We start from the raw sequence: 22,680 nt of genomic DNA, 5'->3' as shown, positions 1-22,680 counted from the left end.
CTGCGGCGCGGATCGACGAGAAACGCCGCAAGGCGCTGCGCTGATCCCCGGGGCGATGGCGATTGCGGGAGGGCGTCCGGTCCCGGCGCCCTGCCGGCAAGGCCCGCCGGGGCCGAAGCCCCTCCCCCACGAGGAATCCGGCCCGCTACGCCGGCGCGCCCACCATCTCCGGCGCCGGCACGCCCAGCAGGTAGCCCTGCCCGTAGTGGCACCCGAACTCGCGCAGCGTCTGCAGCTGGCGCACGGTCTCGATGCCCTCGCCGACCGTCTCGATCCCCAGCGTGGCCGCCAGCGCCAGGATGCTGCGCACCAGCGCCAGCGAATCCTGCCCCTCGTTCGCGTGCAGGTTCGCGACGAAGCTGCGATCGATCTTCAGCGCCGAGATCGGGAAGCGGTGCAGGTACGACAGCGCCGAGTAGCCGGTGCCGAAGTCGTCCAGCTGCACCAGCACGCCGCGCGCGCGCAGCTGGTTCAGCGTTTCCAGGATGCGCGGCGCATCCTCCAGCAAGGCCACCTCGGTGATCTCCAGGCGCAGCCGGGCGGGGTCGGCGCCTGCGGCGTCGACCAGCCCCAGCAGGCGCCCGACGAAATCCGAGGAACGGAAATGCAGCGGCGACACGTTGACCGAGATGTAGCCGGCGCGGGTACCGGCCAGGTGCTTGATCACCTGTTCGTACAACTGCCAGTCCACGTACTCGATCAGGCCGCTGTCCTCGCCCAGGTGGATGAAGGCGTCCGGTCGCAGCAGGCCGCGGCTCTCGTGGTTCCAGCGCAGCAGCGCCTCGTAGCCGACCACCCGGCCGTCGTCGAGGCGCACGATCGGCTGGTAATAGGGTTGGAAATCGTGGTTCTTCAGCGCGCGTCGGATATCGGCCTCGAGGTCCAGGCTGCGCATCGCCTCCTCGCGCATCGCCTCGTCGAACACGGCGAAGCGCTCGTGCGCCTGCAGCTTGGCGCGATACATCGCCGCGTCGGCGTCGCGCAGCAGTTCCTCTCCGCTGCGGTAGTGGCTGTTCCAGAACGCGACGCCCACGCTGCCCGACGGGAACAGCTCGCGCCCGGCCACCCACATCGGCTGGCCGAGCACGTGGTTCAACCGGCGCGCCAGTTCGCTCGCCGCCTCGACGCCTTTCGGGCAGTCCATCAGGATCGCGAATTCGTCGCCGCCTAGCCGGGCCACCACGTCCTCGGCCCGCACCGTGGCGACGATGCGCTGGGCGACCTCCACCAGCATCTGGTCGCCGGCCACGTGCCCCACGCTGTCGTTGACCAGCTTGAAGCGGTCCAGGTCCAGGAACAGCACGGCGAAGGGAGCATCGCCCTCCGCGGCGCGGCTGATCGCGTCGTCCAGGCGCTCGAGCAGGTGGGCGCGATTGGGCAGGCCGGTCAACGCGTCGTGCAGGGCCTGGTGGGTCAGGCGCTGCTCGGCGCGGATGCGCTCGGCGATCTGGCCGATCAGTTGCTCGTTGAGCTGCGCCAGTTCGCGGGTACGCTCCTGCACGCGCAGCTCCAGCTCCGCATGCGCCTGGCGCAACCGGGCCTGGCTGCGCTGCCGGGCCAGGCCGTTGCCGATGTTGTTCGCCGCGAACGCGAGCAGCCGCTGGTCGTCCAGCGAGTAGCTCACCTCGTCGGAGTAGCTCTGCACCACCACCGCGCCGACGACCTCGTCATCGATGAACAACGGCACCCCCAGCCAGCTGGCCGCCTGCTGCCCGAACCCCGACACCTCGCCCGCGGCGGCCAGCGCGTCGATCTGCTCGCGGTCGGCCAGCAGCGCGCTGTGCTTGGCGATGACGTACTCGGTCAGGCCCTTGCTGAAACGGCGCGGCGGGCGCTCGCCGTTGTGCTCGTCCACCGAATAGGGAAACTCCAGGTGCTGGCCGCTCTCGTCGACCAGGGCGATGTAGAAGTTGCGCGCGTCCAGCAGGCCGCTGACCACGCCGTGGACCTCGGCATAGAACTGCTCCTGGCTTTCCGAGGCCACCGCCAGCTCGGAGATGCGGAACAGCGCCATCTGCAGCGTCTCGGCGCGCTTGCGCTCGGCGATCTCCTCCTGCAGGTTGCGGTTGGCGCGCTGCAGTTCCGCGGTGCGTTCCTCGACCCGCTGCGCGAGCTGGGCCTGCGCCTGGTGCCGGTCCAGCGCGGTCTGCACGTGCTGGGCGACGAAGACCAGCAGGCTGCGGTCCTGCTCGGTGTAGGCGATCTGCTCGTCGTAGCTCTGCACGACGATCGCGCCGGACACATGGCCGTCGCGCAGCATGGGCACGCCGAGCCAATCGTGGCTGTCCGGGCCGCGGTCGGCGTCGGCGGGCATGCCCAGCCCCTGCGCCAGGCGGTTCGACGGCCCCCACAGCGGGATGCCCTGCTCCAGCAGCGCGAACGTCAGGCTGCTCGGGAAATCCGCGTGCGTATAACGCTGGTGCGGATCCGGCGCGAAGCTGTCCTGGGTATCGGCGAAGTAGACGAACCGCATGCTCTCGTCGAACGGATCGTATTCGACGATGAAGAAGTTCTCGGCGTACATCAGCGAGGCCACGACCCGGTGGATGCGTTGCAGCATCTGCGGAAGCTCGAGCTGCGCGCCGGACAGGTCGGCGATCTCGTACAACGCCTGCTGCAGGCGCTTGGATTTTTCCAGCTCGCTGACCTGCGACTCCAGGTGCGATCGCTCGTGCGCCGCCTCGGTGGCGGCCCGGATCGCCTCCAGCCAGCCCGGCGGCGGCCGCCCGTCGGGCAGCGCGCCGCACTCCCAGGCCACGGCGAAGAGCACGTCGCCCGCGTCCGAGCGCCAGGCATGCGCCGTGCGCGCGTCGGCCCCGGCATGTCCCGCCAGCACCTCGGCGAGCGCGCTGCGCAGCGAAGCGGACGCCGGATGGAAGCCAGCCTCGCTACGCCCGGAAGCGACCTCGTGCCAGGCCACCGCGACCATGCCATGGCCCGGCAACAGGCCCGCCAGCGCCCTGGCCACCCGTTGGCAGGCCTCGGACGGCCGGAGCCAGGACGTGCTGTTGCCTGTAGCGATATGGCTGCCCATCCCTTCCTTTCATTCGTGTTCCGGTGCTCTCCCCGGCCGCGAGCATAACGTCTCGCCTGGGCCCTGGCAGCCATGCAACCAGGCGGCATCCACCGGCGCGTGCCGCCCTCCCGGACGGGACGCGCCGGGCCGCCAGCCACGCGGCGCCCCTCTCAAAGCGCAGCGCGCGCTCTAGAATCGAAGCGATGCCCGACACCCTCGTCCACCCCGTCCAGCATGCCCAGGACGTCAAGCACAGCCGCTTCCTCGCCCGCGCCGCTCCCATCGACAGCGGCCAGGCGGCGCTGATCTTTATCCGGGAAGCCTCGGACGCCGAGGCCACCCACAACTGCTGGGCCTATCGCTGCGGCGGCGACTACCGTTCCAGCGACGACGGCGAGCCGGCGGGAACCGCCGGCCGGCCGATCCTTGCCGCGATCGACGGGCAAGGCTTCGACCGCGTCGCGGTGGTGGTCGCCCGCTGGTTCGGCGGGGTCAAGCTCGGCGCGGGCGGGCTGGTGCGCGCCTATGGCGGCACCGCCGCCGAATGCCTGCGGCTGGCGCCGCGCTCGCCGCTGGTGCCGATGCGCCGGTTGCGGCTGCATTGCCGCTTCGACGACATCGGCCTGGTGCATGCCCTGCTGCCCGCGCATGCGGCGGCCAAGCTGGACGAAACCTTCGACGCCGACGGCCTGCGATTGCGCGTCCAGTTGCCGGCGGACCAGGAGGACGCCTTGAAAACCCGCCTGCGCGACGCCACCCGCAATCGCATCGGCATTTCCGAAGAACGGACAGATGAATGACTCCCCCGGCAGGTCGACGAAGTCGCTGAAGCAACTGGGCAGCCTGCGCACGCTGTGGCCGTTCGTGCGCCGCCACCTGCGCCTGTTCGTGCTGTGGCTGGTGGCGCTGGCCCTGTCCTCGGCCGCCACCTTGAGCCTGCCGACCGCGGTCAAGCAGGTCATCGACCATGGCTTCTCCGGCGGCGGCCAGATCAATCGCACCTTCGTGCTGCTGTTCGGGGTGGCGGTGGTGCTGGCGTTCGCCACCGCCGCGCGCTTCTACTTCGTGTCGCTGCTCGGCGAGAAAGTCGTCGCCGACCTGCGCAACCGGCTGTACGCGCACCTGATCGGCCTGGATGCCGGTTTCCACGACCGCAACCGCAGCGGCGAGCTGGTCTCGCGCCTGTCGGCCGACAGCGAACTGTTGCGCAGCGTGATCGGCTCGACCATGTCGGTGGCGCTGCGCAGCACGGTCACGGTGGTCGGCAGCCTGGCCATGCTGTTCGTCACCAGCCCGCGGCTGGCGGCGTACTCGCTGGTCGGCATCCCGCTGGCGGTGCTGCCGATCGTGCTCGGCGCGCGCCGCCTGCAGAAGATCTCGCGCGCCAGCCAGGACCGCGTGGCCGACGCCAACACCCTGGCCGCGGAAACGCTCGGCGCGGTCCGCACCGTGCAGGCGCATGCGCGCGAATCCTACGAACGCAAGCGCTTCGGCGCCGCGCTGGACGCCTCGGTGCAGACCGCGCGGCGGCGCATCCGCACCCAGGCCCTGGTCACGGCCATCGCGATCGTGCTGGTGTTCGGCGCGATCGTGCTGGTGCTGTGGTCGGGCGCGCACGACGTGATCGACGGCCGCATGACGCCCGGCACGCTCGGCCAGTTCGTGCTGTATGCGTTGATCGGCGGCGGCTCGGTCGGCGCGCTGGCGGAAGTGTGGAACGAGCTGCAGCGCGCCGCCGGCGGCATGGGCCGCATCGCCGAGCTGCTGCAGGAACGCCCCGGCGTCGTCGCCCCGGCATCGCCGCGCGGCCTGCCCGAGCCCCTGCGCGGCGAGATCCGCTTCGACAACGTGGTGTTCCACTACCCGCAACGGCCCGATCACGCGGCGCTGGACGGCTTCGATCTGCACGTGCGGCCGGGCGAGACCGTGGCGCTGGTCGGCCCGTCGGGGGCCGGCAAGAGCACGGTGCTGTCGCTGCTGCTGCGCTTCCACGATCCGGACAGCGGCAAGGTCCTGGTGGAAGGCCACGACCTCCGGGAATTCGACCCGGCCGCGCTGCGCGAGCGCATCGCCCTGGTGCCGCAGCAGCCGGCGCTGTTCGCCGCCAGCGCGGCCGACAACATCCGCTATGGCCGCCTCGACGCCAGCGATGCCGAGCTGCAGGCCGCGGCGGAGGCCGCCGAGGCCGACGAGTTCATCCGCGCCCTGCCCGAAGGCTATGCCAGCGAACTGGGCGAACGCGGCGCGCGCCTGTCCGGCGGCCAGCAGCAGCGCATCGCGATCGCGCGGGCGCTGTTGAAGGACGCGCCGATCCTGTTGCTCGACGAGGCGACCAGCGCCCTGGACGCGCAAAGCGAACGCGCCGTGCAGCAGGCGCTGGAACGGCTGATGGCGGGCCGCACCACGCTGGTGATCGCCCACCGGCTGGCCACCGTGCTCAAGGCCGACCGCATCGTGGTGATGGACCATGGCCGCATCATCGCCCAGGGCACGCATGCCGAGCTGCTGGCGCAAGGCGGCCTGTACGCCGAACTCGCGCGCCTGCAGTTCATCGATTGAGCCCGCCGGGGCATCCGCGCCACGGGCCAAGCGCCGGCAGCGGGCTCGACAGGGCCCGCAGAAACCGAACGCGGCCTGTCCGGGCCGGGTGACGCGCCCTTAACGCCGGCCTTCGCATGCTCGCGTTGCCGGCATCGCCGGCGGCAATCGATCCAGGAGGTGCGCAATGTCTTTCCGCCAGTTCCCCGCTGTCGCTCCGGATGGCGAGACCTACGTGATCATCGAGTTCCGCGACGAATCGAACAACGCCGGCGAACAGCCTTCGCCGCGCTACGAGCTGGCCGATGGCCGGCACCTGGTACGCCAGGGCCAGCAGTACACCACCACCGGCGGCGAACTCCGGCTGTCCGCGGCCTGAGCGGACGCCGGCCATTTTTCGCCATCCGTCTTGACACGCCCGCGCCGCAAGGCGCGCGGCGCGTTATCCACATGCTTGTCCGCATTTCATCCACAGCCGGTGTGGATGAAATGCGCGACAACGGCGTTTGCCCGCGGCTCCTCTGTGGGAGCGGGCAAAGAGAGATGGCAGTGCGACCACTTCAACGCGACAGCACCCGCCCGATGCCGCTCTCGTCGATCTCGCGCGCGGCGCGCGCCAGGGCCGCGGCGTCGCTGCCATGGTCGAAGCCGATGCGGAAATGCAGCTCGCCCGCCGGCGTGCGCGAGGAATGGATCGAGGAGAGATTGATCGCGTGCCGCTCGAATACGTGCAGCAGCACGCGCAGCGAGCCGGGCTGGTCCTCGGGCAGGTAGACGCTCAACGCGCGCGCCTCGGTCAGGTCGGCCAGCAGGTACCCCACGCGCTCGTAGCTGTAGTTGCCGCCTTCCAGCGCCTGCGCGCCGATCGCGGCCTTGTTGTCGTGCAGGAAGATCTCGCGGAAACGGGCGCGCGCCGCATCGTCGCCGCGGGCGACCAGCGCGCGCAGTTCCTGCAGGTGCGAAAGCAACCGGTCGAGCATCTCGCCGACGTGCTGGTTGCCGAACTGGATGTCCTCGTAGATCGCCGGATTGAGCGAGAGGATGCGCGCGATGATCGCCGTGTCCAGCTCGAACGAGGCGGAACGGAACGGCATCAGGGCCGGCAGCTGGCCGAGCAGCGGCGCGTAGTCGCGCAGCACCCCGGCCTGGGCCAGGTGGGTCGCATGCACCATCGCCTGCACCAGCGCCATCACCCGATCGTGGTGTTCGGGCGTGGCGGGCACGCATTCGGCCTCGAGCGCGTCGCACAGCGTCTGCAGCCATGCGCGCCAGGCATCGAGCCGCGCCTCGCAGACCACCATCACCCGGCCCTTGAGCGTGGGCGACTTCGGCGGCGCGGTCATCGGATGCAGGCCGACCACCTCGGCCTGCGATTCCAGCATCGCCGCCACCGGCCCCTGCTTGATCGAGGTGATGTCCAGCCACAGCCGGCCGCGCTCGCGGCCGGCGGCCAGCACCGCGTAGCGGCGGATCAGCGCTTCGGTCTGGCGGATCGGCGCCGAGAACACCAGCACGTCGGCGCGGTCCACCAGCGCCTGCTCGTCGAGCGAGGCCGGATCGGCCGGATCGTGCCCGACCACCTCCAGCTGCATGCGTTCGCGCAGGAATCGCTGCAACCACCGGCCATAGGCACCGGCGCTGCCGACGATGCCGACGACGGGACGCGCCGTCATGCCAGGCGCTCGACGGCGAAGCGCCCCGGCGTGGACAGTGCCGCCGGCGCGGCGGCGAGCACGTCGAACTCCTCGTAGCCATCGGCCAGGGTCGCCTCCAGCGCCGCGTGCACGCCCGACAGCGCGCGCCCGGCCGCCGATTCGAACGACTCGCCCTGCAGCAGGAAACCGATCAACAGCGACATCAGCACGTCGCCGGTACCGGCCACGTCCACCGGCAGGTACGGGGTCGCCCAGCGCCAGACCGCGTCGCGGCTCACCGCCAGCGTCACCAGCTGGCCTTCGGCGCCGGCCACGCTGTGCGCGAGCACCCACTCCGGGCCGCGCTCGAGCAACTCGCGCGACGCGGCGATCGCATCGTCCTGCGCCAGGCTGTCGCGGCCGCTCAGGCGGCCCAGCTCGTACGCATTGGGCGTCACCAGCCAGGCCTTGGGCAGCAGCCGCTCGACGAACACCTTTTCCAGCGCGGGCTCCACGTAGGGCCCGGTGTGGGTATCGCCAATCACCGGGTCCAGGCAGTAGCGCAGCTGCGGCGCCAGGTCCTGCAGGCCATCGAGCCAGTCGGCGAACGCCTCGCCGTTGGCGAGGCTGCCGAGATAGCCGGAGACCAGCAACTTGGCGCGCTGCGGCAGGCCGCGCTCGCTCGCGCCCAGCAACAGGTCGGAGAACCAGTCCACCGGCAGGATGCGCCCGCGCAGGGTCGAATAGAACGGCGCATTGCTGAGCAGCGTGGTCGGGATCTCCGCCACGCGCACGCCCAGCGCGCGCAGCGGGGGGATCGCCGCGCTGTTGCCGGCGTGGCCGTAGACCAGTTGCGACTGGACGGAGATGACGTCGACCGGCGCGGGCCCATCGGGGCGCTGGCGACGGCCGTGGACGAGGTGTCCGGGTTGCGATCGGCTCATCGCCGCATTGTAGGCGCGCGCAGGCGGCACGGCACGTTCGCCTTTGCATTTCGCAGGAGCGACTTCAGTCGCGGCGGGGCTTTACCGAAAGCTTCTTCGCGACTGAAGCCGCTCCTACGAAGAGCGAAAACAGCCGGCACTTCGGGAAAGCCCGTCGGGACTGAAGTCCCTCCCACCAGAATGTCGTCGACTCGATGGGCGTCTGGAGCAAAGCCCCCCTTCCGTTAAGGGGGGCGCGCCGACAGGCCGGGGACGGGCAAGGCAGAAGCGGGGCCCGCGGTTTTGCGAAGCAAAAGCATGGGGGTGCAGCCCGCGCAGCGGGATGCACTACGACGTCATCCGGTCCCAGAAACTCTTCACCCCGTCCATGAAGGTCGCCGATTTCGGCGAATGCTTGCGCGCCTCCTCGCCGACGAACGTGGCCTCGAACTGCTCCAGCAGCCTGCGCTGCTCCGCGGTGAGGTTGACCGGCGTCTCCACCACGACGCGGCAGTACAGGTCGCCCGGCACGCGGCTGCGCACCGACTTGACGCCCTTGCCGCGCAGGCGGAACAGCTTGCCGGTCTGGGTCTCGGCCGGGATGCGGATCTCGGCTTCGCCGTCCAGCGTCGCCACGCGCACGCTATCGCCGAGCGCCGCCTGGGCGATGCGGATCGGCACTTCGCAGTGCAGGTCGTCGCCGTCGCGCTGGAAGATCGCGTGCTCGCGCACGCGCACTTCGACGTACAGGTCGCCGGGCGGCGCGCCGGGCGGCCCAGCCTCGCCCTCGCCGGCCAGGCGGATGCGGTCCCCCGTGTCCACGCCGGCCGGGATCTTGACCGACAGGACCTTCTCTTCCTCGACGCGGCCGGCGCCGTGGCAGGTCTTGCAGGGATTGCGGATGATGCTGCCCCGCCCGGCGCAATGCGGGCAGGTCTGCTGCATCGCGAAGATGCCGCGCTGCACGCGCACGTTGCCGCGGCCGCCGCAGGTGGTGCAGGTCTCGACCTTGCCGTCCTCCGAGCCGCTGCCGTCGCATTGCCGGCATTCGGCCAGGGTCGGGATCTCGATGCGGCGCTCGACGCCGGCCACCGCTTCCTCCAGCTCCAGCTCCATCACGTAGCCGATGTCGGCGCCGCGGCGCGCCTGGCGCGCGCCGGCGGCTCCACCGAAGATGTTGCCGAAGATGTCGCCGAAGATGTCGCCCATGTCCGGGCCGCCCGGACCGCCGCCGCCCATGCCGTGTTCGAAAGCGGCATGGCCGTGCGCGTCGTACATCCGGCGCTTGCCGGCGTCGGCGAGGACCTCGTAGGCCTCCTTGCATTCCTTGAAGGCCGCCTCGGCCGCCGCATCGCCCGGATTGCGGTCGGGGTGGTACTTCATCGCGCAGCGGCGATAGGCCTTCTTCAGCTCCTCGTCGCTGGCGTTGCGGGCGACGCCCAGCACCTCGTAGTAGTCGCGCTTGCTCATGTGGACGTGATTCGTGATGGGTGATTGGTGATTCGAAAAAGCATCGGTATCGCCATCAGCCGGGATTCCGGCGCCCGGAGGAGCGAGGCATGGCCCCGCTCCTTCGAATCACGAATCCCGAATCACGAATCACGGCTTCTTGTCGTCCTTGACCTCGGTGAACTCGGCGTCCACCACGTCGTCGTTCGCCTTGGCCTGCGGGCCGGCATCGCCGCCGCCGGCGGCACCCTGCTCGGCCGCCGCGGCCGCCGCGTACAGCGACTGGCCGGCCTCTTCCAGCGCCTTGGTCTTGGCCTCGATCTGGGCCTTGTCGTCGCCCTTCATCGCGGTCTCCAGCTCCGCCAGCGCGCCCTCGACCTTGCCGATCACGTCGCCCGGCACCTTGCTGCCGTGCTCGTTGATCGCGCTGCGGGTCGCATGGATCAGCCCGTCGGCCTGGTTGCGGGCCTGCACCAGCTCCTGGAACTTCTTGTCCTCGTCGCGGTGCGCCTCGGCGTCGGCCACCATCCGCGCGATCTCGTCCTCGGACAGGCCCGAGCCGGCCTTGATCTCGACCTTCTGCTCCTTGTTGGTCTTCTTGTCCTTGGCCGACACGTGCAGGATGCCGTTGGCGTCGATGTCGAAGGACACCTCGATCTGCGGCAGGCCGCGCGGCGCCGGCTCGATGCCGGTCAGGTCGAACTTGGCCAGCGACTTGTTGAAGCGGGCCTGCTCGCGCTCGCCCTGCAGCACGTGCACGGTGACCGCGGACTGGTTGTCCTCGGCGGTGGAGAACACCTGCGAGGCCTTGGTCGGGATCGTGGTGTTCTTCTCGATGATCTTGGTGAACACGCCGCCCAGTGTCTCGATGCCCAGGCTCAGCGGGGTCACGTCGAGCAGCAGCACGTCCTTGACGTCGCCGGCCAGCACGCCGCCCTGCACCGCCGCGCCCAGCGCCACGGCTTCGTCCGGGTTGACGTCCTTGCGCGGCTCCTTGCCGAAGAACTCGGCCACGGCCTGCTGCACCTTCGGCATGCGGGTCTGGCCGCCGACCAGGATCACCTCGCTGATGTCGCTGGCGCGCAGGCCGGCGTCGTTCAGCGCCACGCGGCACGGCTCGATCGACTTCTTGATCAGGTCCTCGACCAGCGCTTCCAGCTTGGCGCGGGTCAGCTTGATGTTCAGGTGCTTCGGGCCGGAGGCGTCGGCGGTGACGTACGGCAGGTTGACCTCGGTCTGCTGCGAGGATGACAGCTCGATCTTGGCGCGCTCGGCCGCGTCCTTCAGGCGCTGCAGCGCCAGCGGGTCCTTGCGCAGGTCGATGCCCTGGTCCTTCTGGAACTCGTCGACCAGGTACTCGATCACGCGGTTGTCGAAGTCCTCGCCGCCCAGGAAGGTGTCGCCGTTGGTGGCCAGCACCTCGAACTGCTTCTCGCCGTCGACCTCGGCGATCTCGATGATCGACACGTCGAAGGTGCCGCCGCCCAGGTCGTACACGGCGATCTTGCGGTCGCCGCCGGCCTTGTCCAGGCCATAGGCCAGCGCCGCGGCGGTCGGCTCGTTGATGATGCGCTTGACGTCCAGGCCGGCGATGCGGCCGGCGTCCTTGGTCGCCTGGCGCTGGCTGTCGTTGAAGTAGGCCGGCACGGTGATCACCGCCTCGGTCACCTTCTCGCCCAGGAAGTCCTCGGCGGTCTTCTTCATCTTCTCCAGCACCTTGGCGGAGATCTCCTGCGGCGCCAGCTTCTTGCCGTCGCTGGTCTGCACCCAGGCGTCGCCGTTGTCGTGCGCGAGGATGGTGTACGGGACGTGCGCGATGTCCTTCTGCACCTCGCCGTCGGTGAACTTGCGGCCGATCAGGCGCTTCACCGCGTAGAAGGTGTTCTTGGGGTTGGTGACGGCCTGGCGCTTGGCCGAGGCGCCGACCAGCACTTCGCCGTCCTTGGTGTAGGCGACGATCGACGGGGTGGTGCGATCGCCTTCCGAGTTCTCGATGACGCGGGCCTTGCCGCCGTCCATGATCGCCACGCACGAGTTGGTGGTGCCGAGGTCGATACCGATGATCTTGCCCATGTGGGATGGCTCCTGAAGAGTGTTCTTAACTGTCTGTCCGGCCCGCGCCGGTTCTGGTCCAGATGTGGGGATGGCGCGAACCCATTCAAGCCATCCGCACGAAACTGCGTTGCATGGACGGTGCCGCGCCGATCAGTCGTGGCGCGCGACCACCACCAAGGCCGGGCGCAGCAGGCGCTCGTTGAGCAGGTAGCCCTTCTGGAACACCTGCAGCACGCTGCCGGGGGCCACCCCCTCGGGCGCCTCGGCCTGGCTGATGGCCTGGTGGTGTTCCGGGTTGAACGGCTGGCCGGCCGGGTCCAGCAGGGTCAGGCCGTTGTCGGCGGCGACCTTCAGCAGCTGCTTGTAGGTCAGCTCCAGGCCGTCGCGCAGCGGGCTCGGTTCGTTGCCGGCGGCGGCCAGCCCGGCATCCAGGCTGTCGAACACCGGCAGCAGCTCGCCCAGCAGCTTCTCGTTGGCGAACTTGCGCGCGTTCTCCACGTCGCGGGCGATGCGCTTGCGCTGGTTCTCCAGGTCGGCCCGTTCGCGCAGCGCGTCGGCCTTGAGCAGGGCGATCTCGCTGCGCAGCGCCTCGACCTCGGCCTGGAGCGGATCGGCCGGCGCCTGGTTCTGGGATGGGTCTTCGGAATCGAATTCGGGGTGGTCTTGGTTCATGAACAATTCCCGGGCGGGAGGAACACCCGCCCCACCGGCTCCCTATGTGGGCGTATCGACGGGTTTCAAGCGATCGATCGGAACCAGAGGCCGCGCCTATCGCGGTGGCGGCTCCATCGCGGCCCCCAGCATCTCGGCGGTGACCTGGACCAGCGGGATCAGCCGGTCGTAGGCCATCCGTTTCGGCCCGATCACCCCGAGCACGCCCAGCACCTGGCCATGGGCGGCGTACGGCGCGGTGACCAGCGAGACATCCTCGAGCGACACCACGCCGGTCTCCTCGCCGATGAAGATCTGCACGCCCGGGGCCTGGATCGTGCGCTCCAGCAGTTGGAGGATCTCGCGCTTGCTGGCGAAGGCCTCGAACAGCTCGCGCAGGCGGTCCAGGTCGGACAGGTCCTGCACGCCCATCAGCCGGGTCTGCCCGGCCAGCAGCATGTCGTCGCTGGCGGCCGGGGCCAGCACCTCGCCGGCCAGGTCGACGCTGTGCGACAGCAGCTGCTCCATCTCGTCCTTGGCCACGCGCAGCTCGCGCAGCAGCGTGGCGCGGATGTCGGCCAGGGTACGCCCGGCGAAATGCGCGTTGAGGTAGTTGGCGACCCGCTCCAGTTCGGCCGGCCCGTAGGCCCGCCGCGGCTCGATCACCCGGTTCTGCACCTCGTTGTCGGCGAACACCACGATCGCCAGCACCTTGCGCGCGTCGATGCCGACGAAGTCGATGTGCTTGAAGGCGAACTGCTCGCGCCGCGGCGCGCTGACCACGCCGACGAAGTGGCTCATCGCCGACAGCATCTGCGAGGCGCTGCCCAGCAGCGACTGGGTCCCGGCCCCGGCCGGCAGCTCCGCGCGCAGCCGGCGCACCTCGTCCTCGCCCGGCGGCTGCATCTGCACCAGGCTGTCGACGAACACCCGGTAGCCGTGCGCGGTCGGCACGCGGCCGGCCGAGGTGTGCGGCGAGCTGAGCAGGCCGATGTCCTCCAGGTCCGCCAGGATGTTGCGGATCGTCGCCGAACTGACGTCCAGCCCGGCGTGTTGGGCCAGGGTCTTGGACCCGACCGGCTCGCCGTCGCGGATGTAGCGCGAGATCAGCGTCCGCAGCAACTGGCGGGCGCGGGGATCGAGCGAGGGCGTGGAAGATGCGCGCATGGGATCAGTCTGTGAGACGAAGCATAGATAATGTCTGCCCGGAGCGTTGGCAAGCCGCGCCTGCCCCGCCCTCCCCAGAACCCAGACCGTCCCGACGCCTGCATGCTCAGACATCTCTCGATCAAGGATTTCGCCGTCGTCCGCGCCACCGAGCTGGAATTCGGCCCAGGCATGACCGTGGTCTCCGGCGAGACCGGCGCCGGCAAGTCGCTGATGGTGGACGCGCTCGGGTTCCTGTCCGGGCTGCGCGCCGACAGCGGCGTGGTCCGCCACGGGGCCGAGCGGGCCGAACTGTCGGCCGAATTCATGTTGCCGCCCGGGCACCCCGCCCAGCGCTGGCTGCGCGAGAACGAACTGGACGACGACGGCCAGTGCCAGCTGCGCCGGATCATCCGCGCCGATGGCGGTTCGCGCGCCTGGATCAACGGCCGCCCCGCCCCGCTGTCGCAACTGGCCGAACTGGCCGGCCACCTGGTCGAGATCCATGGCCAGCACGAGCACCAGGCCCTGCTTTCCCGCACCAGCCAGCTGGACCTGCTGGACGCCTACGCCCGCAATGCCGGCGAACGCGAGCAGGTGCGCCGGGCCAGCCAGCGCTGGCAGGCCCTGCTGGACGAGCGCGAGGCACTCTCGGCCCAGGGCGACGTGTCCGACCGGATCGGCTACCTGGGGCACCAGCTCGCCGAACTGGAACGCGAGGACCTGGAGCCGGCCTCGATCGCGGCGCTCGACGCGAACCACCGCCGCCAGGCCCATGCCGCGGCGCTGATCGACGCCTGCGGCCAGGCCGCCGACCGCCTCAACGGCGACGAGGGCGAGTCCGCCCTTGGCCTGCTGCAGGCATGCCGCCATGCCCTGTCCCGGGTAGCCGAGCACGAACCCCGCCTGGCCGAGGTCGACACCCTGCTCGACGGCGCGGCGATCCAGCTCGACGAAGCGCTGTCCCTGCTCGACCGGATCCGCGACGACCTGGACGCCGACCCGGCCCAGTTCGAGGCGATGGAGCGGCGCATGGCCCGCCTGCATGACCTGGCGCGCAAGCACCGCGTCGCCCCCGACCAGTTGGCCGAGCAGCGCGACCGGCTCGCCGCCGAGGTCGAGTCGCTGCGCGGCGCCGATGCCCGGCTGCAGAAGATCGACGACCTGATCGCCGAGGCCAGCGGCGAGTGGCGCCAGGCCGCCGCCGCGCTTTCGGCCACCCGCGCCCGCGCCGCCGCCGCGCTGGGCGAGGCCACCACCGCGCTGATCGGCGAGCTGGGCATGGGCGGCGGCCGCTTCCTGATCGAACTGCAGCCGCAGGACGCGCTGCGACCGGACCCGAACGGCGCCGAGCGCGTGGAGTTCCTGGTGGCGGCCAACGCCGGCCAGCCGCCCCGGCCGCTGCGCAAGGTCGCCTCGGGCGGCGAGCTGTCGCGCGTGTCGCTGGCGATCGAGGTCGCCGCGCTCGGCCTCGACGCGGTGCCGACCATGGTGTTCGACGAGGTCGACTCGGGCATCGGCGGCGCGGTCGCCGACATCGTCGGCCAGAAGCTGCGCGCCCTCGGCGAGCAGCGCCAGGTGCTGTGCGTCACCCACCTGCCCCAGGTCGCCGCCAAGGGACATGCCCACTACCGGGTCAGCAAGGCCCCGGTGGACGGCATGACCCAGAGCTCGGTCGAGCTGCTCGACGCCGGCGCCCGCCAGGAAGAGCTGGCGCGCATGCTCGGCGGCGTGGAAGTGAGCAAGGAAGCGCGCGCGGCCGCGCGCAAGCTGCTGCAAGAGGTCTGACCCCCCACTGCTTCCCCAGGAGCGGCTTCCGTGGGAGCGGCTTCAGCCGCGATGGGGCTTGCATGCAGGTCCCTCTGCGGCAGCCTGCACATCCCTGTGCAGGGGTTCAAACGGGAAAACCCATCGCGGCTGAAGCCGCTCCCACGGAAGCCGGCCCTTCGAATGCGGAAGGCGGCCGACCGGCCGCCTTCGCGTATCCCGGTAAGACCCGCCCCTCAGCGCGCGCGCTTCTTGCGCACGTACAGCACGAGGGAATGGTCCTCCAGCTCGTAGCCGTGCTCGGCGGCGATCTTGTGCTGCAGCGCCTCGATCTCGTTGCTCTCGAACTCGATGATCTTGCCGGTGTCCACGTCCACCATGTGGTCGTGGTGGCCGCCCCGGTCCAGCTCGTAGACGGCCTGCCCGCCTTCGAAGTTGTGCTTGAGCACCAGCCCCGCGGCCTCGAACTGGGTCAGGACCCGGTACACCGTGGCCAGGCCGATCTCGTCGCCGTGCTCCAGCAGCTGCCGGTAGATGTCCTCGGCGCTCAGGTGGTGCTGGGCGCTCTTCTGCTCCAGCAGCTCGAGGATGCGCACGCGCGGGTGGGTGACCTTCAGGCCGACTTTGCGCAGGTCGTGGGATTCCATGGAGTCTCCGGTGTTCCTATTCATTGGCGATTTAGCGCCAGCTGCCGGGGATGGGTCGCGGCGACCGTGGGGAGTGTATCATCGCGGTGATTTTCACTCCGTACCGTCCCCGATGCGCAATCTCCTGCTGGTCGCCGCCGTTGCCCTGTCCACCGCCGGCTGCGGCATCATCTACAAGCAGCCCATCTATCAGGGCAACCTGATCAAGAAGGAAGCCGTGGATCAGCTGCAGGTCGGCCAGAGCAAGCAGGCCGTGATGGCGCTGCTGGGAACGCCGTCGATCCCGGACCCGTTCCACGCCCAGCGCTGGGACTACACGTCCACCCAGCGCACCGACCGGCTGGCGCGCACGGAGATCAAGAACTTCACGGTGTTCTTCGAGAACGACCGGGTGGTCCGCTGGGAAGGCGACTACTTCCCCAACCAGGACGAGCAGCTGGCCAAGTCGGCGCGCAAGCAGTTCGGCCCGAACCTGGCCAAGGACAAGAAGAAGGGGCGCTGACCCTTCGCCCGGGTCAGGGGGCCCGGGCGCGCCTGCGCCGGGCTTCCTTGGGGTCCACCAGCAGCGGCCTGAGCAGTTCCAGCCGGTCGCCGTCGCGCAGCGGCTGGTCCGTCCGGGCCAGGACCCCGTGGATGGCGCAGGCCCGGCTCTCCCCGCCAGGGTCGAGCGCCGCGGCTTCGACCGCATCGGCCACGACGGCGCCCTCCGGCAGCTCGACGGAGCGCTCCAGGTAGCGGTCCGGCCACGCGATGACCACGTCCACGCGCATGGCTAGCCCTCTTCGCGGTCGGCCACGCGCACGAAGTCGTTGACCATGCGGTCGGCCAGCCCCTGCAGGCCCAGGGCCAGCGCCGGCCCCAGCAGGCGCGAGGTCGGCTCGAAGTCGAGCACCAAGCTGACCTTGCACGCGTTCTCGTCCAGCGCGTGGAAGTCCCAGCGGCCTTCCAGGCGCTTGAACGGGCCGTCGCGGAGCTTCATATCGATGCGATGCGGCCGGTCCAGCGTGTTCTCGGTGGTGAACCAGGTGCGGAACGAGCCCAACCCCAGGTCCAATCGCGCCACCATGCGCCCATCGCCCTGCTCCAGCAGCTGGGCGGCATCGCACCAGACGAAGCGGCGGGGATAGGCGGCGACATCGTTGACCAGGTCGAACATGCGCACGGCGCTGTGTTCGACCAGGGCGCTACGGCGGACAGTAGGCATGGATCAGGGCACGGATCGTTCGGCGGCGCCGAATCGGAGACAATAGAGAGATGAGCAAGAAACCCGCCAAGGATAAAGCAAACGGCGCGACGGCCAACAAGACCATCGCCCTGAACAAGCGCGCCCGCTACGACTACCACATCGTGGAGCGCTACGAGGCCGGCATGGCCCTGCAAGGATGGGAGGTGAAGGCGATCCGCGCCGGCCGCGCCAACCTCACCGACGGCTACGCCTACGTGCGCAACGGCGAGATCTTCCTGATCGGGGCGCAGATCACCCCGTTGATCCAGGCTTCCACGCACGTGGTGGCCGAGGACCGGCGCACCCGCAAGCTGCTGCTGCACCGGCGCGAGATCGACAAGCTGATCGGCGGCGTGGAGCGCGACGGCTACACGCTGGTGCCGACGGCGATGTACTGGAGCAAGAACAAGGTCAAGCTCGAGATCGCGCTGGCCAAGGGCAAGCAGTCCCACGACAAGCGCGAAGCCACCAAGGAGCGCGATTGGCAGCGCGACAAGCAGCGGATCATGCGCCAGCACAACCGGGATGCGTGAGAGGCCCGGGCTCGGGGCTGGCGCCTGCCGTTCCCTTCTCCCGTACACGGCAGAAGGTGCCCCGAAGGGGCGGATGAGGGTGCAGGCGAAGCCGCACCCCTCACCCCAACCTCTCTCCCGTGCACGGGAGAGGGGCTTTCGACCTTCTTGCTTTGCCGGGTCCCCAGTCCCGAGCCCCCTCAGGTCTCTCCGAGCATCCGCATCAGATTGGGCACCCCGCGCCCCTGCATGTAGGGATCGCGCTGCAGGTCGGTGCAGGTCCGCAGCATCAATTGCTTGACGCGGTCCGGGAAGCCGATGAATTCGCGGCGCACCGACAGGAACCCCGCCACCAGGCCGGCCACGTGCGGGGCCGCCATGCTGGTGCCGCTCATCTCGACCATCAGGCTGAGCGGATCGTCGGCGCGGAAATCGTAGTGCGCCGAGATGATCTTCTCGCCCGGCGCCACCACGTCCGGCTTCTGCCGGCCATCGGCGGTCGGACCGCGCGAGGAGAAGTACGACACGCCGTAATTGTGCGGCTGGCTCTTGTGCACCGATCCCACCGCGATCGCCTCCTCCAGGTTGGCCGGATCGCCGATGCTCAGGTCCATGTTGGTCGGATAGGCCTCGCCATCGCCCTGCACCAGCCATGCCATGCCTTCGTTGCCGGCGGCCAGCACCACCACCACGCCCTGCCGCCACAGCCGGCGCAACTCGTTGCACATCGGCGTGAACCCGCAGCCGTAGCTTTCCGGGTCGAAATACCCGCCCAGGCTCAGGTTGACGCCATGGATGACCAGCCCGCCGGCGCGCTCGTTGATCTCGGCCACCTGCTGGATGCCCTTGATGATCCACGAATCCCGGCCGTTGCCCTCGTCGTCGAGCACCTTGAAGCCGTACAGCTGCGTTTCCGGCGCGACGCCGGCGAACTCCACCGGCGGCAACGGCTTGCCGTTGCGGTCGGGCAGCGAGGCCATGCTGCGCCCGGCGATGATCCCCGCCACGTGGGTACCGTGGCCGTTGCCGTCCAGCCGCGCGAAGCGCTCCCCGTCGGCGCGCACCAGCCGCCTGGGCCGGCCGCGCTGCGTGCAGTCCCACTGTTCGACCACGCTGTCGCGCACGCCCGGCTCGAAGAAATGCGGATGCCCCGCGGCGATGCCGGTATCGAGCACCGCCCAGCCGATCCGCTGTCCCAGCGCCCGGTAGGCGATCCGCGCCGCATCGGCGTGGATCACGCTCGACGACTCGCGGATCAGCGCGCGCTTGCCGGCATCGCGCCACAACCGCCAGACGCCGAGCGAACGATACTCGTCGCGCAATACCTCGATCTCGAAACGGGTCAGCCGCGCCGACACGAAACGCTGCAAGTGGTCCTCCAGCTCGATCGCATCGTCCAGGCGCTCGCCCTTCAGCCCGGTGGTGCGCCCGGCCAGTTCGCGCAGGCGCGCCACCAGCCGCGCGCGCGCATGTTCGGCATCGATGCCGGGCAGCAGCTTGTCCAGCTCGATCAGCACTTCGTGCCGATGGTCGGGCCCGTGCGCCTCGAGTTGTTCGGAAAGATCCTTGATCAGCACGGCGCTGGACACCGGCTGGTCGAAGCCGACGCCCACCGCGTTGCGCACTTCCGCCCGCACCTGCGGGATCGACAGGTAGCCCGAGCCGGAATGCGGGTTGCTGCGCCAGTCCGGATTGATCCGGTCGCCGTCGATGTTCGCGAAACGATCCCGGGCGCCGGCGATGTCGTCGCCGAGGTCCTCGTCCAGCGCCACCGGATCGCGGCGCTCGGCGACGTTCACCCAGCGCCGCACGCAATCCGGGAACGGCAGCTTCCTGGTGCCGGTCCAGCGCTTGAACATGCTGCGCACCACCGGCAGCCCCAACGGCGAGCCGATGGTGACGAACAACGAGACTTCGATGCCCTCGTCCTTCAACTGGCGCAGCACGTCGTAGGCGATCATCGAGCCCTGGCTGTGCGCCACCACCACGAACGGCCCGCCGCCGGAGCGCAGGCGCTCGAGCAGGCTCTGCTGCATCGCCTCGCGCCGCGCGGGCACGAAGAAGAAGTCGTGCACGTCCTGCAGCAGCGCCGCCGATACCAGCCTCAGCAGCACGCGATTGACCACGTCGATCGCGCCGCGGGCCTGCGGCCCGGCGTTCGCGCCCTGCCCTTGCCCCAGCTCGTCCAGCAGGCGGTACAGATCCTGGCGCTCCTGCGGCGAATCGGCCAATCCATCGGCCAGGGCATGCAGGTCCTGCCCGGTCGGCAGCAGCCCGAGCGCGCCGAGCACGCGCTGCTCGGATGGACTGGGCGCCGGCCCTTCGTCGCGGTCCGTGCAGGTCCCCGGTTCGGGCACCGGGTAGCGTTCGCGGTTGACCCAGTAGGCCATCCGGGTGCGCTCGCCCATCGGCCGCCCGAACAGCGCGTTGTCCCACTGGCAACGCAGCACCTCGGCCGGCGGCTTGTTGCCGATGCCATGGATGTACACCACGGTGCGCGCCTGGCCCTGGGCCAGGGCCAAGGCCGCCTTGGCCGACACCGCCTGCCCCGGCGTCGCCGCGCTCACGCGGCTCCCCCGCGTTTTCGCGCCGCCGCTCGCCTGCGCCTTCCCGGTACCGCCCTTGCTGCCGCGTGAAGTCCCCGTCTTCTTTCCTGCCGCCATCGCGTCTCCTCCTTCGCCGCCTGCCCGATGTTCGCCCCGGGCTCATCGACGGCGCTGAAGCCACTTTAAGCAGGCACTGTCGCAATACTTGTGACCGGCACCCCCGATCACTACACTTCGAGGGTCAGCGCTTTATGTTTCTCCCCGGGGGTGCACTGGTTTCGACGGGAGTCGCGAAGTCGCTTGGCGCATGCCGAGGGGGCAGCTTTCCTCGTAAATCCAGCGGCAAAAATCTAGTTGCCAACGACGACAACTACGCTCTGGCCGCTTAAGGCCTAAGCCCCGAAACTGCTTGTGTCCGTGCTCGCAGCGTAGGGTCACTATCACGGAACCGCCGGTGGTGGCTGCCCGTCAGCTACCGGTTAAACAAAGCGGGCTGGTTCTCGGGTGCGCTTTGCCGATCGTGCTGCCCGGGGACGAGACTTAACGAGCGGATAAGCATGTAGGGCCGAGGATGGAGTGCTTTCGGACGGCGGTTCGATTCCGCCCACCTCCACCAATGGACGGACCGATCGGGTCCAGGAAAGGCCGGGAACCCACGCATCCAAAGGGTTTCCGGCCTTTTTCATGTGCGACGCAGCGCGAGCGCGACGAGCCGCGCGATGTTGGGGGGGCATGTATCGGGGGTTATCTCGACGTCCTCGGCCGTTGATACCCCCACTCTTCCGATCTCGTCCTTTCTCAGTGCCCCGCACAGGACGCGCCCGCGCAAGGCACGGCTTCGCCGTAGCGCGGCTGCAGCCCGGTGCCGCGGATGAAGTCGGCCATCAGGCGGAAATAGCCGTCGGGCTGGCGCGTGGAGACGCGTTCGCCGTCCGCCTGCGTCTCGAAGTCGTACATGCCGTGGTCGGCACCGGGGAACACCGCGCTCGTGATCGGCCTGCCCGCGCGCTGCAGGGCGGCCAGCCGGCGCAACGTTTCGTGCGGCGGCGCGTCCCGGTCCTGTCCGCCCAGTACCCACAATTGGGGCGTGTCCAGGGTCTCCAGCACCGGCATCGGGTCGTAGTGCACGGGCACGCCGTGGACCAGCTGCGGCGCATCGCGGCGGATGGTGTCCGGATCGGTGGCGAGCAGGTACCAGGTGAAGTTGCCGCGCACGAAGGGATACCAAGGGGCCTTTCCGTACTTGGCCTTCACCGCGGCCAATGGCTCGTAGCCGTCGGTGAAGTCGCTTTCGAGCAACCTGGCGGTGGCGTCCGCGATTTCCATCGCACCGGCCATGGCGTCCTCGCCGAAGCCTGCGCGCGCCATGTCGAAGGCGATCGCTTCGCGGTCTTCGTCCAGCGGCGAGACGGCCAGGCCGAAGCTGACGACGACGAAGTCGACCGGGGCGATCCGCGCCGCCAGCGGGGCGACCCAACCGCCTTGGCTACCACCCTGGTAGCCGATGCACCCGGCGCGATCGCCGGCGAGGCGCCGGGCTTCGCGCATGGCGTGGATCGCATCGATCGCGAGCGTGAGATAGTCCTGCGTGTAGCGCCCGCCGGACGCGCCGGTGCCGCGCTTGTCGTAGGCGAACACCCCGATCCCGGCACTCGCGAACTCGCGCTGGAGCGAATAATGCTGCAGCGCCGGGTCGCGCTCGGCACCGTGCACCAGCACCACCAGCGGCACGGGACCGTCGCCCGGCGGCAGGGTCAGCCGGCCGGCCAGGGCGACGCCGCTGCCGGCGAACCGGGTTTCGATCTCCACCAGCGGTATGCGCTGCCCCGGCAGATCGTCGAAACGCACGCGGCCGTGCCTGCAGTCGAAGCGAAGCCGGTGTCCGTCGGGCCGCTCCGTCCAGCCCAGGGTGCTGGTCCACGTCCCGTCGGCCTCCGGCGTCAACGCACCGGTGCGCCCGTCGGCCATGCGCCAACGCAGCCGCTGGCCGGCACCCGGGCCGATGTCGAGCGCGCGGCCATCGTCCAGGCGATAGCCGCCGATCTCGCAACGCGGCGCCGCAACCGGGTGCCCGGACGCCATCGCAAGCGCCGGACCCGAAATCCATGACGCGGCGAGCGCCAGCACGGCCAAGCCGCCCATGGAACGCAATGCATTCAAGTCGCTTCCTCCCTCTTCTCCTGCTCGCGGGCAGGCTGCCATCGATCGCGATCGCCGAGCCACCGGCAACCGACGAAACCCCGATGACAGCGACGAACCGCGCCGAAAACGGGACGGCGCCCTCCCTCGGCAGTGGCCGCCCGCGATCCCGTTACCGTATGATGGCCCGCCTCGCCCGAGGCGCCCGGCAAGGAAGCGGACCGCCGGATTCTCCTTGTGCTTCAACCGATTGCGCCGCTCGACGCGCTCCGATCGGTTCGAGCGAAGGAACCGGCCTGGCGACGGATCGGTCCTTTCCGGCACCGGGAACCGTCGAGCGTCTTCGCCCGCTCCATTCACCCTCTTCTCAACCTGCCCTCCAGACCTGATCCGTGATCGTCCAGTTGAGACGGGACCCCCGGCTGGGATTCA

18 protein-coding genes and 1 other RNA gene are annotated in these 22,680 nt (G+C 69.8%); 7 read left to right on the top strand and 12 right to left on the bottom strand.

Annotation, left to right across the window (positions count from 1 at the left end):
* Nucleotides 1-145: 145 nt before the first annotated feature.
* Entirely contained in the window at nucleotides 146-3,034 is a 2,889-nt protein-coding gene (locus FD678_RS05840) for a bifunctional diguanylate cyclase/phosphodiesterase (protein WP_140720322.1), read from the bottom strand.
* A 185-nt stretch (nucleotides 3,035-3,219) separates the two neighbouring features.
* Between FD678_RS05840 and FD678_RS05835 the strand changes: the two genes are divergently transcribed.
* From FD678_RS05835 to FD678_RS05825, 3 genes are all read left to right on the top strand, one after another.
* A complete protein-coding gene (locus FD678_RS05835) occupies nucleotides 3,220-3,816 on the top strand; it encodes an IMPACT family protein (RefSeq protein ID WP_140720320.1) in 597 nt (198 codons plus the stop codon).
* Entirely contained in the window at nucleotides 3,809-5,575 is a 1,767-nt protein-coding gene (locus FD678_RS05830; RefSeq protein ID WP_140720318.1) for an ABC transporter transmembrane domain-containing protein, read from the top strand. The genes FD678_RS05835 and FD678_RS05830 overlap by 8 nt, the downstream gene beginning before the upstream one ends.
* 166 nt (nucleotides 5,576-5,741) lie before the next feature.
* A complete protein-coding gene (locus FD678_RS05825; protein ID WP_140720316.1) occupies nucleotides 5,742-5,933 on the top strand; it encodes a hypothetical protein in 192 nt (63 codons plus the stop codon).
* A 181-nt stretch (nucleotides 5,934-6,114) separates the two neighbouring features.
* On the opposite strand, the gene FD678_RS05820 is transcribed toward FD678_RS05825, so the two are convergent.
* From FD678_RS05820 to hrcA, 6 genes are all read right to left on the bottom strand, one after another.
* Nucleotides 6,115-7,227, bottom strand: coding sequence for a prephenate dehydrogenase (locus tag FD678_RS05820; protein ID WP_140720314.1), 1,113 nt, complete (start codon nucleotides 7,225-7,227; stop codon nucleotides 6,115-6,117).
* Nucleotides 7,224-8,132 carry a pyridoxal kinase gene (pdxY, locus tag FD678_RS05815; protein WP_140720312.1) on the bottom strand — a complete coding sequence of 303 codons (909 nt, stop codon included), beginning with the start codon at nucleotides 8,130-8,132 and terminating at the stop codon, nucleotides 7,224-7,226. The genes FD678_RS05820 and pdxY overlap by 4 nt, the downstream gene beginning before the upstream one ends.
* A gap of 327 nt (nucleotides 8,133-8,459) precedes the next feature.
* Nucleotides 8,460-9,581 carry a molecular chaperone DnaJ gene (dnaJ, locus tag FD678_RS05810; protein WP_140720310.1) on the bottom strand — a complete coding sequence of 374 codons (1,122 nt, stop codon included), beginning with the start codon at nucleotides 9,579-9,581 and terminating at the stop codon, nucleotides 8,460-8,462.
* A gap of 129 nt (nucleotides 9,582-9,710) precedes the next feature.
* A complete protein-coding gene (gene dnaK / locus FD678_RS05805) occupies nucleotides 9,711-11,633 on the bottom strand; it encodes a molecular chaperone DnaK (protein WP_140720308.1) in 1,923 nt (640 codons plus the stop codon).
* Between the two features lie 132 nt (nucleotides 11,634-11,765).
* A complete protein-coding gene (grpE, locus tag FD678_RS05800; RefSeq protein ID WP_140720306.1) occupies nucleotides 11,766-12,287 on the bottom strand; it encodes a nucleotide exchange factor GrpE in 522 nt (173 codons plus the stop codon).
* A 96-nt stretch (nucleotides 12,288-12,383) separates the two neighbouring features.
* Nucleotides 12,384-13,433, bottom strand: coding sequence for a heat-inducible transcriptional repressor HrcA (hrcA, locus tag FD678_RS05795; RefSeq protein ID WP_140720304.1), 1,050 nt, complete (start codon nucleotides 13,431-13,433; stop codon nucleotides 12,384-12,386).
* Nucleotides 13,434-13,535: 102 nt separating this feature from the next.
* Between hrcA and recN the strand changes: the two genes are divergently transcribed.
* The gene (gene recN, locus FD678_RS05790; protein ID WP_140720302.1) at nucleotides 13,536-15,200 is read left to right on the top strand and encodes a DNA repair protein RecN; all 1,665 of its coding nucleotides are present in this window, start codon (nucleotides 13,536-13,538) and stop codon (nucleotides 15,198-15,200) included.
* A gap of 215 nt (nucleotides 15,201-15,415) precedes the next feature.
* On the opposite strand, the gene fur is transcribed toward recN, so the two are convergent.
* On the bottom strand, nucleotides 15,416-15,826 hold the full coding sequence (gene fur / locus FD678_RS05785) for a ferric iron uptake transcriptional regulator (protein WP_140720299.1): 411 nt from the start codon (nucleotides 15,824-15,826) through the stop codon (nucleotides 15,416-15,418).
* A gap of 112 nt (nucleotides 15,827-15,938) precedes the next feature.
* Between fur and FD678_RS05780 the strand changes: the two genes are divergently transcribed.
* On the top strand, nucleotides 15,939-16,328 hold the full coding sequence (locus tag FD678_RS05780) for an outer membrane protein assembly factor BamE (protein WP_140720296.1): 390 nt from the start codon (nucleotides 15,939-15,941) through the stop codon (nucleotides 16,326-16,328).
* 13 nt (nucleotides 16,329-16,341) lie between these two features.
* On the opposite strand, the gene FD678_RS05775 is transcribed toward FD678_RS05780, so the two are convergent.
* Entirely contained in the window at nucleotides 16,342-16,596 is a 255-nt protein-coding gene (locus tag FD678_RS05775; RefSeq protein WP_140720294.1) for an RnfH family protein, read from the bottom strand.
* Between the two features lie 2 nt (nucleotides 16,597-16,598).
* Nucleotides 16,599-17,030, bottom strand: coding sequence for a type II toxin-antitoxin system RatA family toxin (locus FD678_RS05770; protein WP_140720291.1), 432 nt, complete (start codon nucleotides 17,028-17,030; stop codon nucleotides 16,599-16,601).
* A 50-nt stretch (nucleotides 17,031-17,080) separates the two neighbouring features.
* Between FD678_RS05770 and smpB the strand changes: the two genes are divergently transcribed.
* On the top strand, nucleotides 17,081-17,584 hold the full coding sequence (gene smpB, locus FD678_RS05765) for an SsrA-binding protein SmpB (protein WP_140720288.1): 504 nt from the start codon (nucleotides 17,081-17,083) through the stop codon (nucleotides 17,582-17,584).
* A gap of 179 nt (nucleotides 17,585-17,763) precedes the next feature.
* Here the strand turns inward: smpB and FD678_RS05760 are convergent, their stop codons facing one another.
* Nucleotides 17,764-20,130, bottom strand: coding sequence for a S8 family serine peptidase (locus FD678_RS05760; RefSeq protein ID WP_218569541.1), 2,367 nt, complete (start codon nucleotides 20,128-20,130; stop codon nucleotides 17,764-17,766).
* 242 nt (nucleotides 20,131-20,372) lie between these two features.
* Between FD678_RS05760 and ssrA the strand changes: the two genes are divergently transcribed.
* Nucleotides 20,373-20,725: a transfer-messenger RNA gene (gene ssrA / locus FD678_RS05755) on the top strand.
* Between the two features lie 182 nt (nucleotides 20,726-20,907).
* On the opposite strand, the gene FD678_RS05750 is transcribed toward ssrA, so the two are convergent.
* On the bottom strand, nucleotides 20,908-22,269 hold the full coding sequence (locus tag FD678_RS05750; protein WP_218569540.1) for an alpha/beta hydrolase family protein: 1,362 nt from the start codon (nucleotides 22,267-22,269) through the stop codon (nucleotides 20,908-20,910).
* Between the last annotated feature and the right edge of the window lie 411 nt (nucleotides 22,270-22,680).

This window comes from Pseudomonas sp. Hp2 (assembly GCF_006386585.1).
Lineage (GTDB): Bacteria > Pseudomonadota > Gammaproteobacteria > Xanthomonadales > Xanthomonadaceae > Pseudomonas_S > Pseudomonas_S boreopolis.
This window is presented reverse-complemented; position numbering and strand designations above follow the sequence as displayed.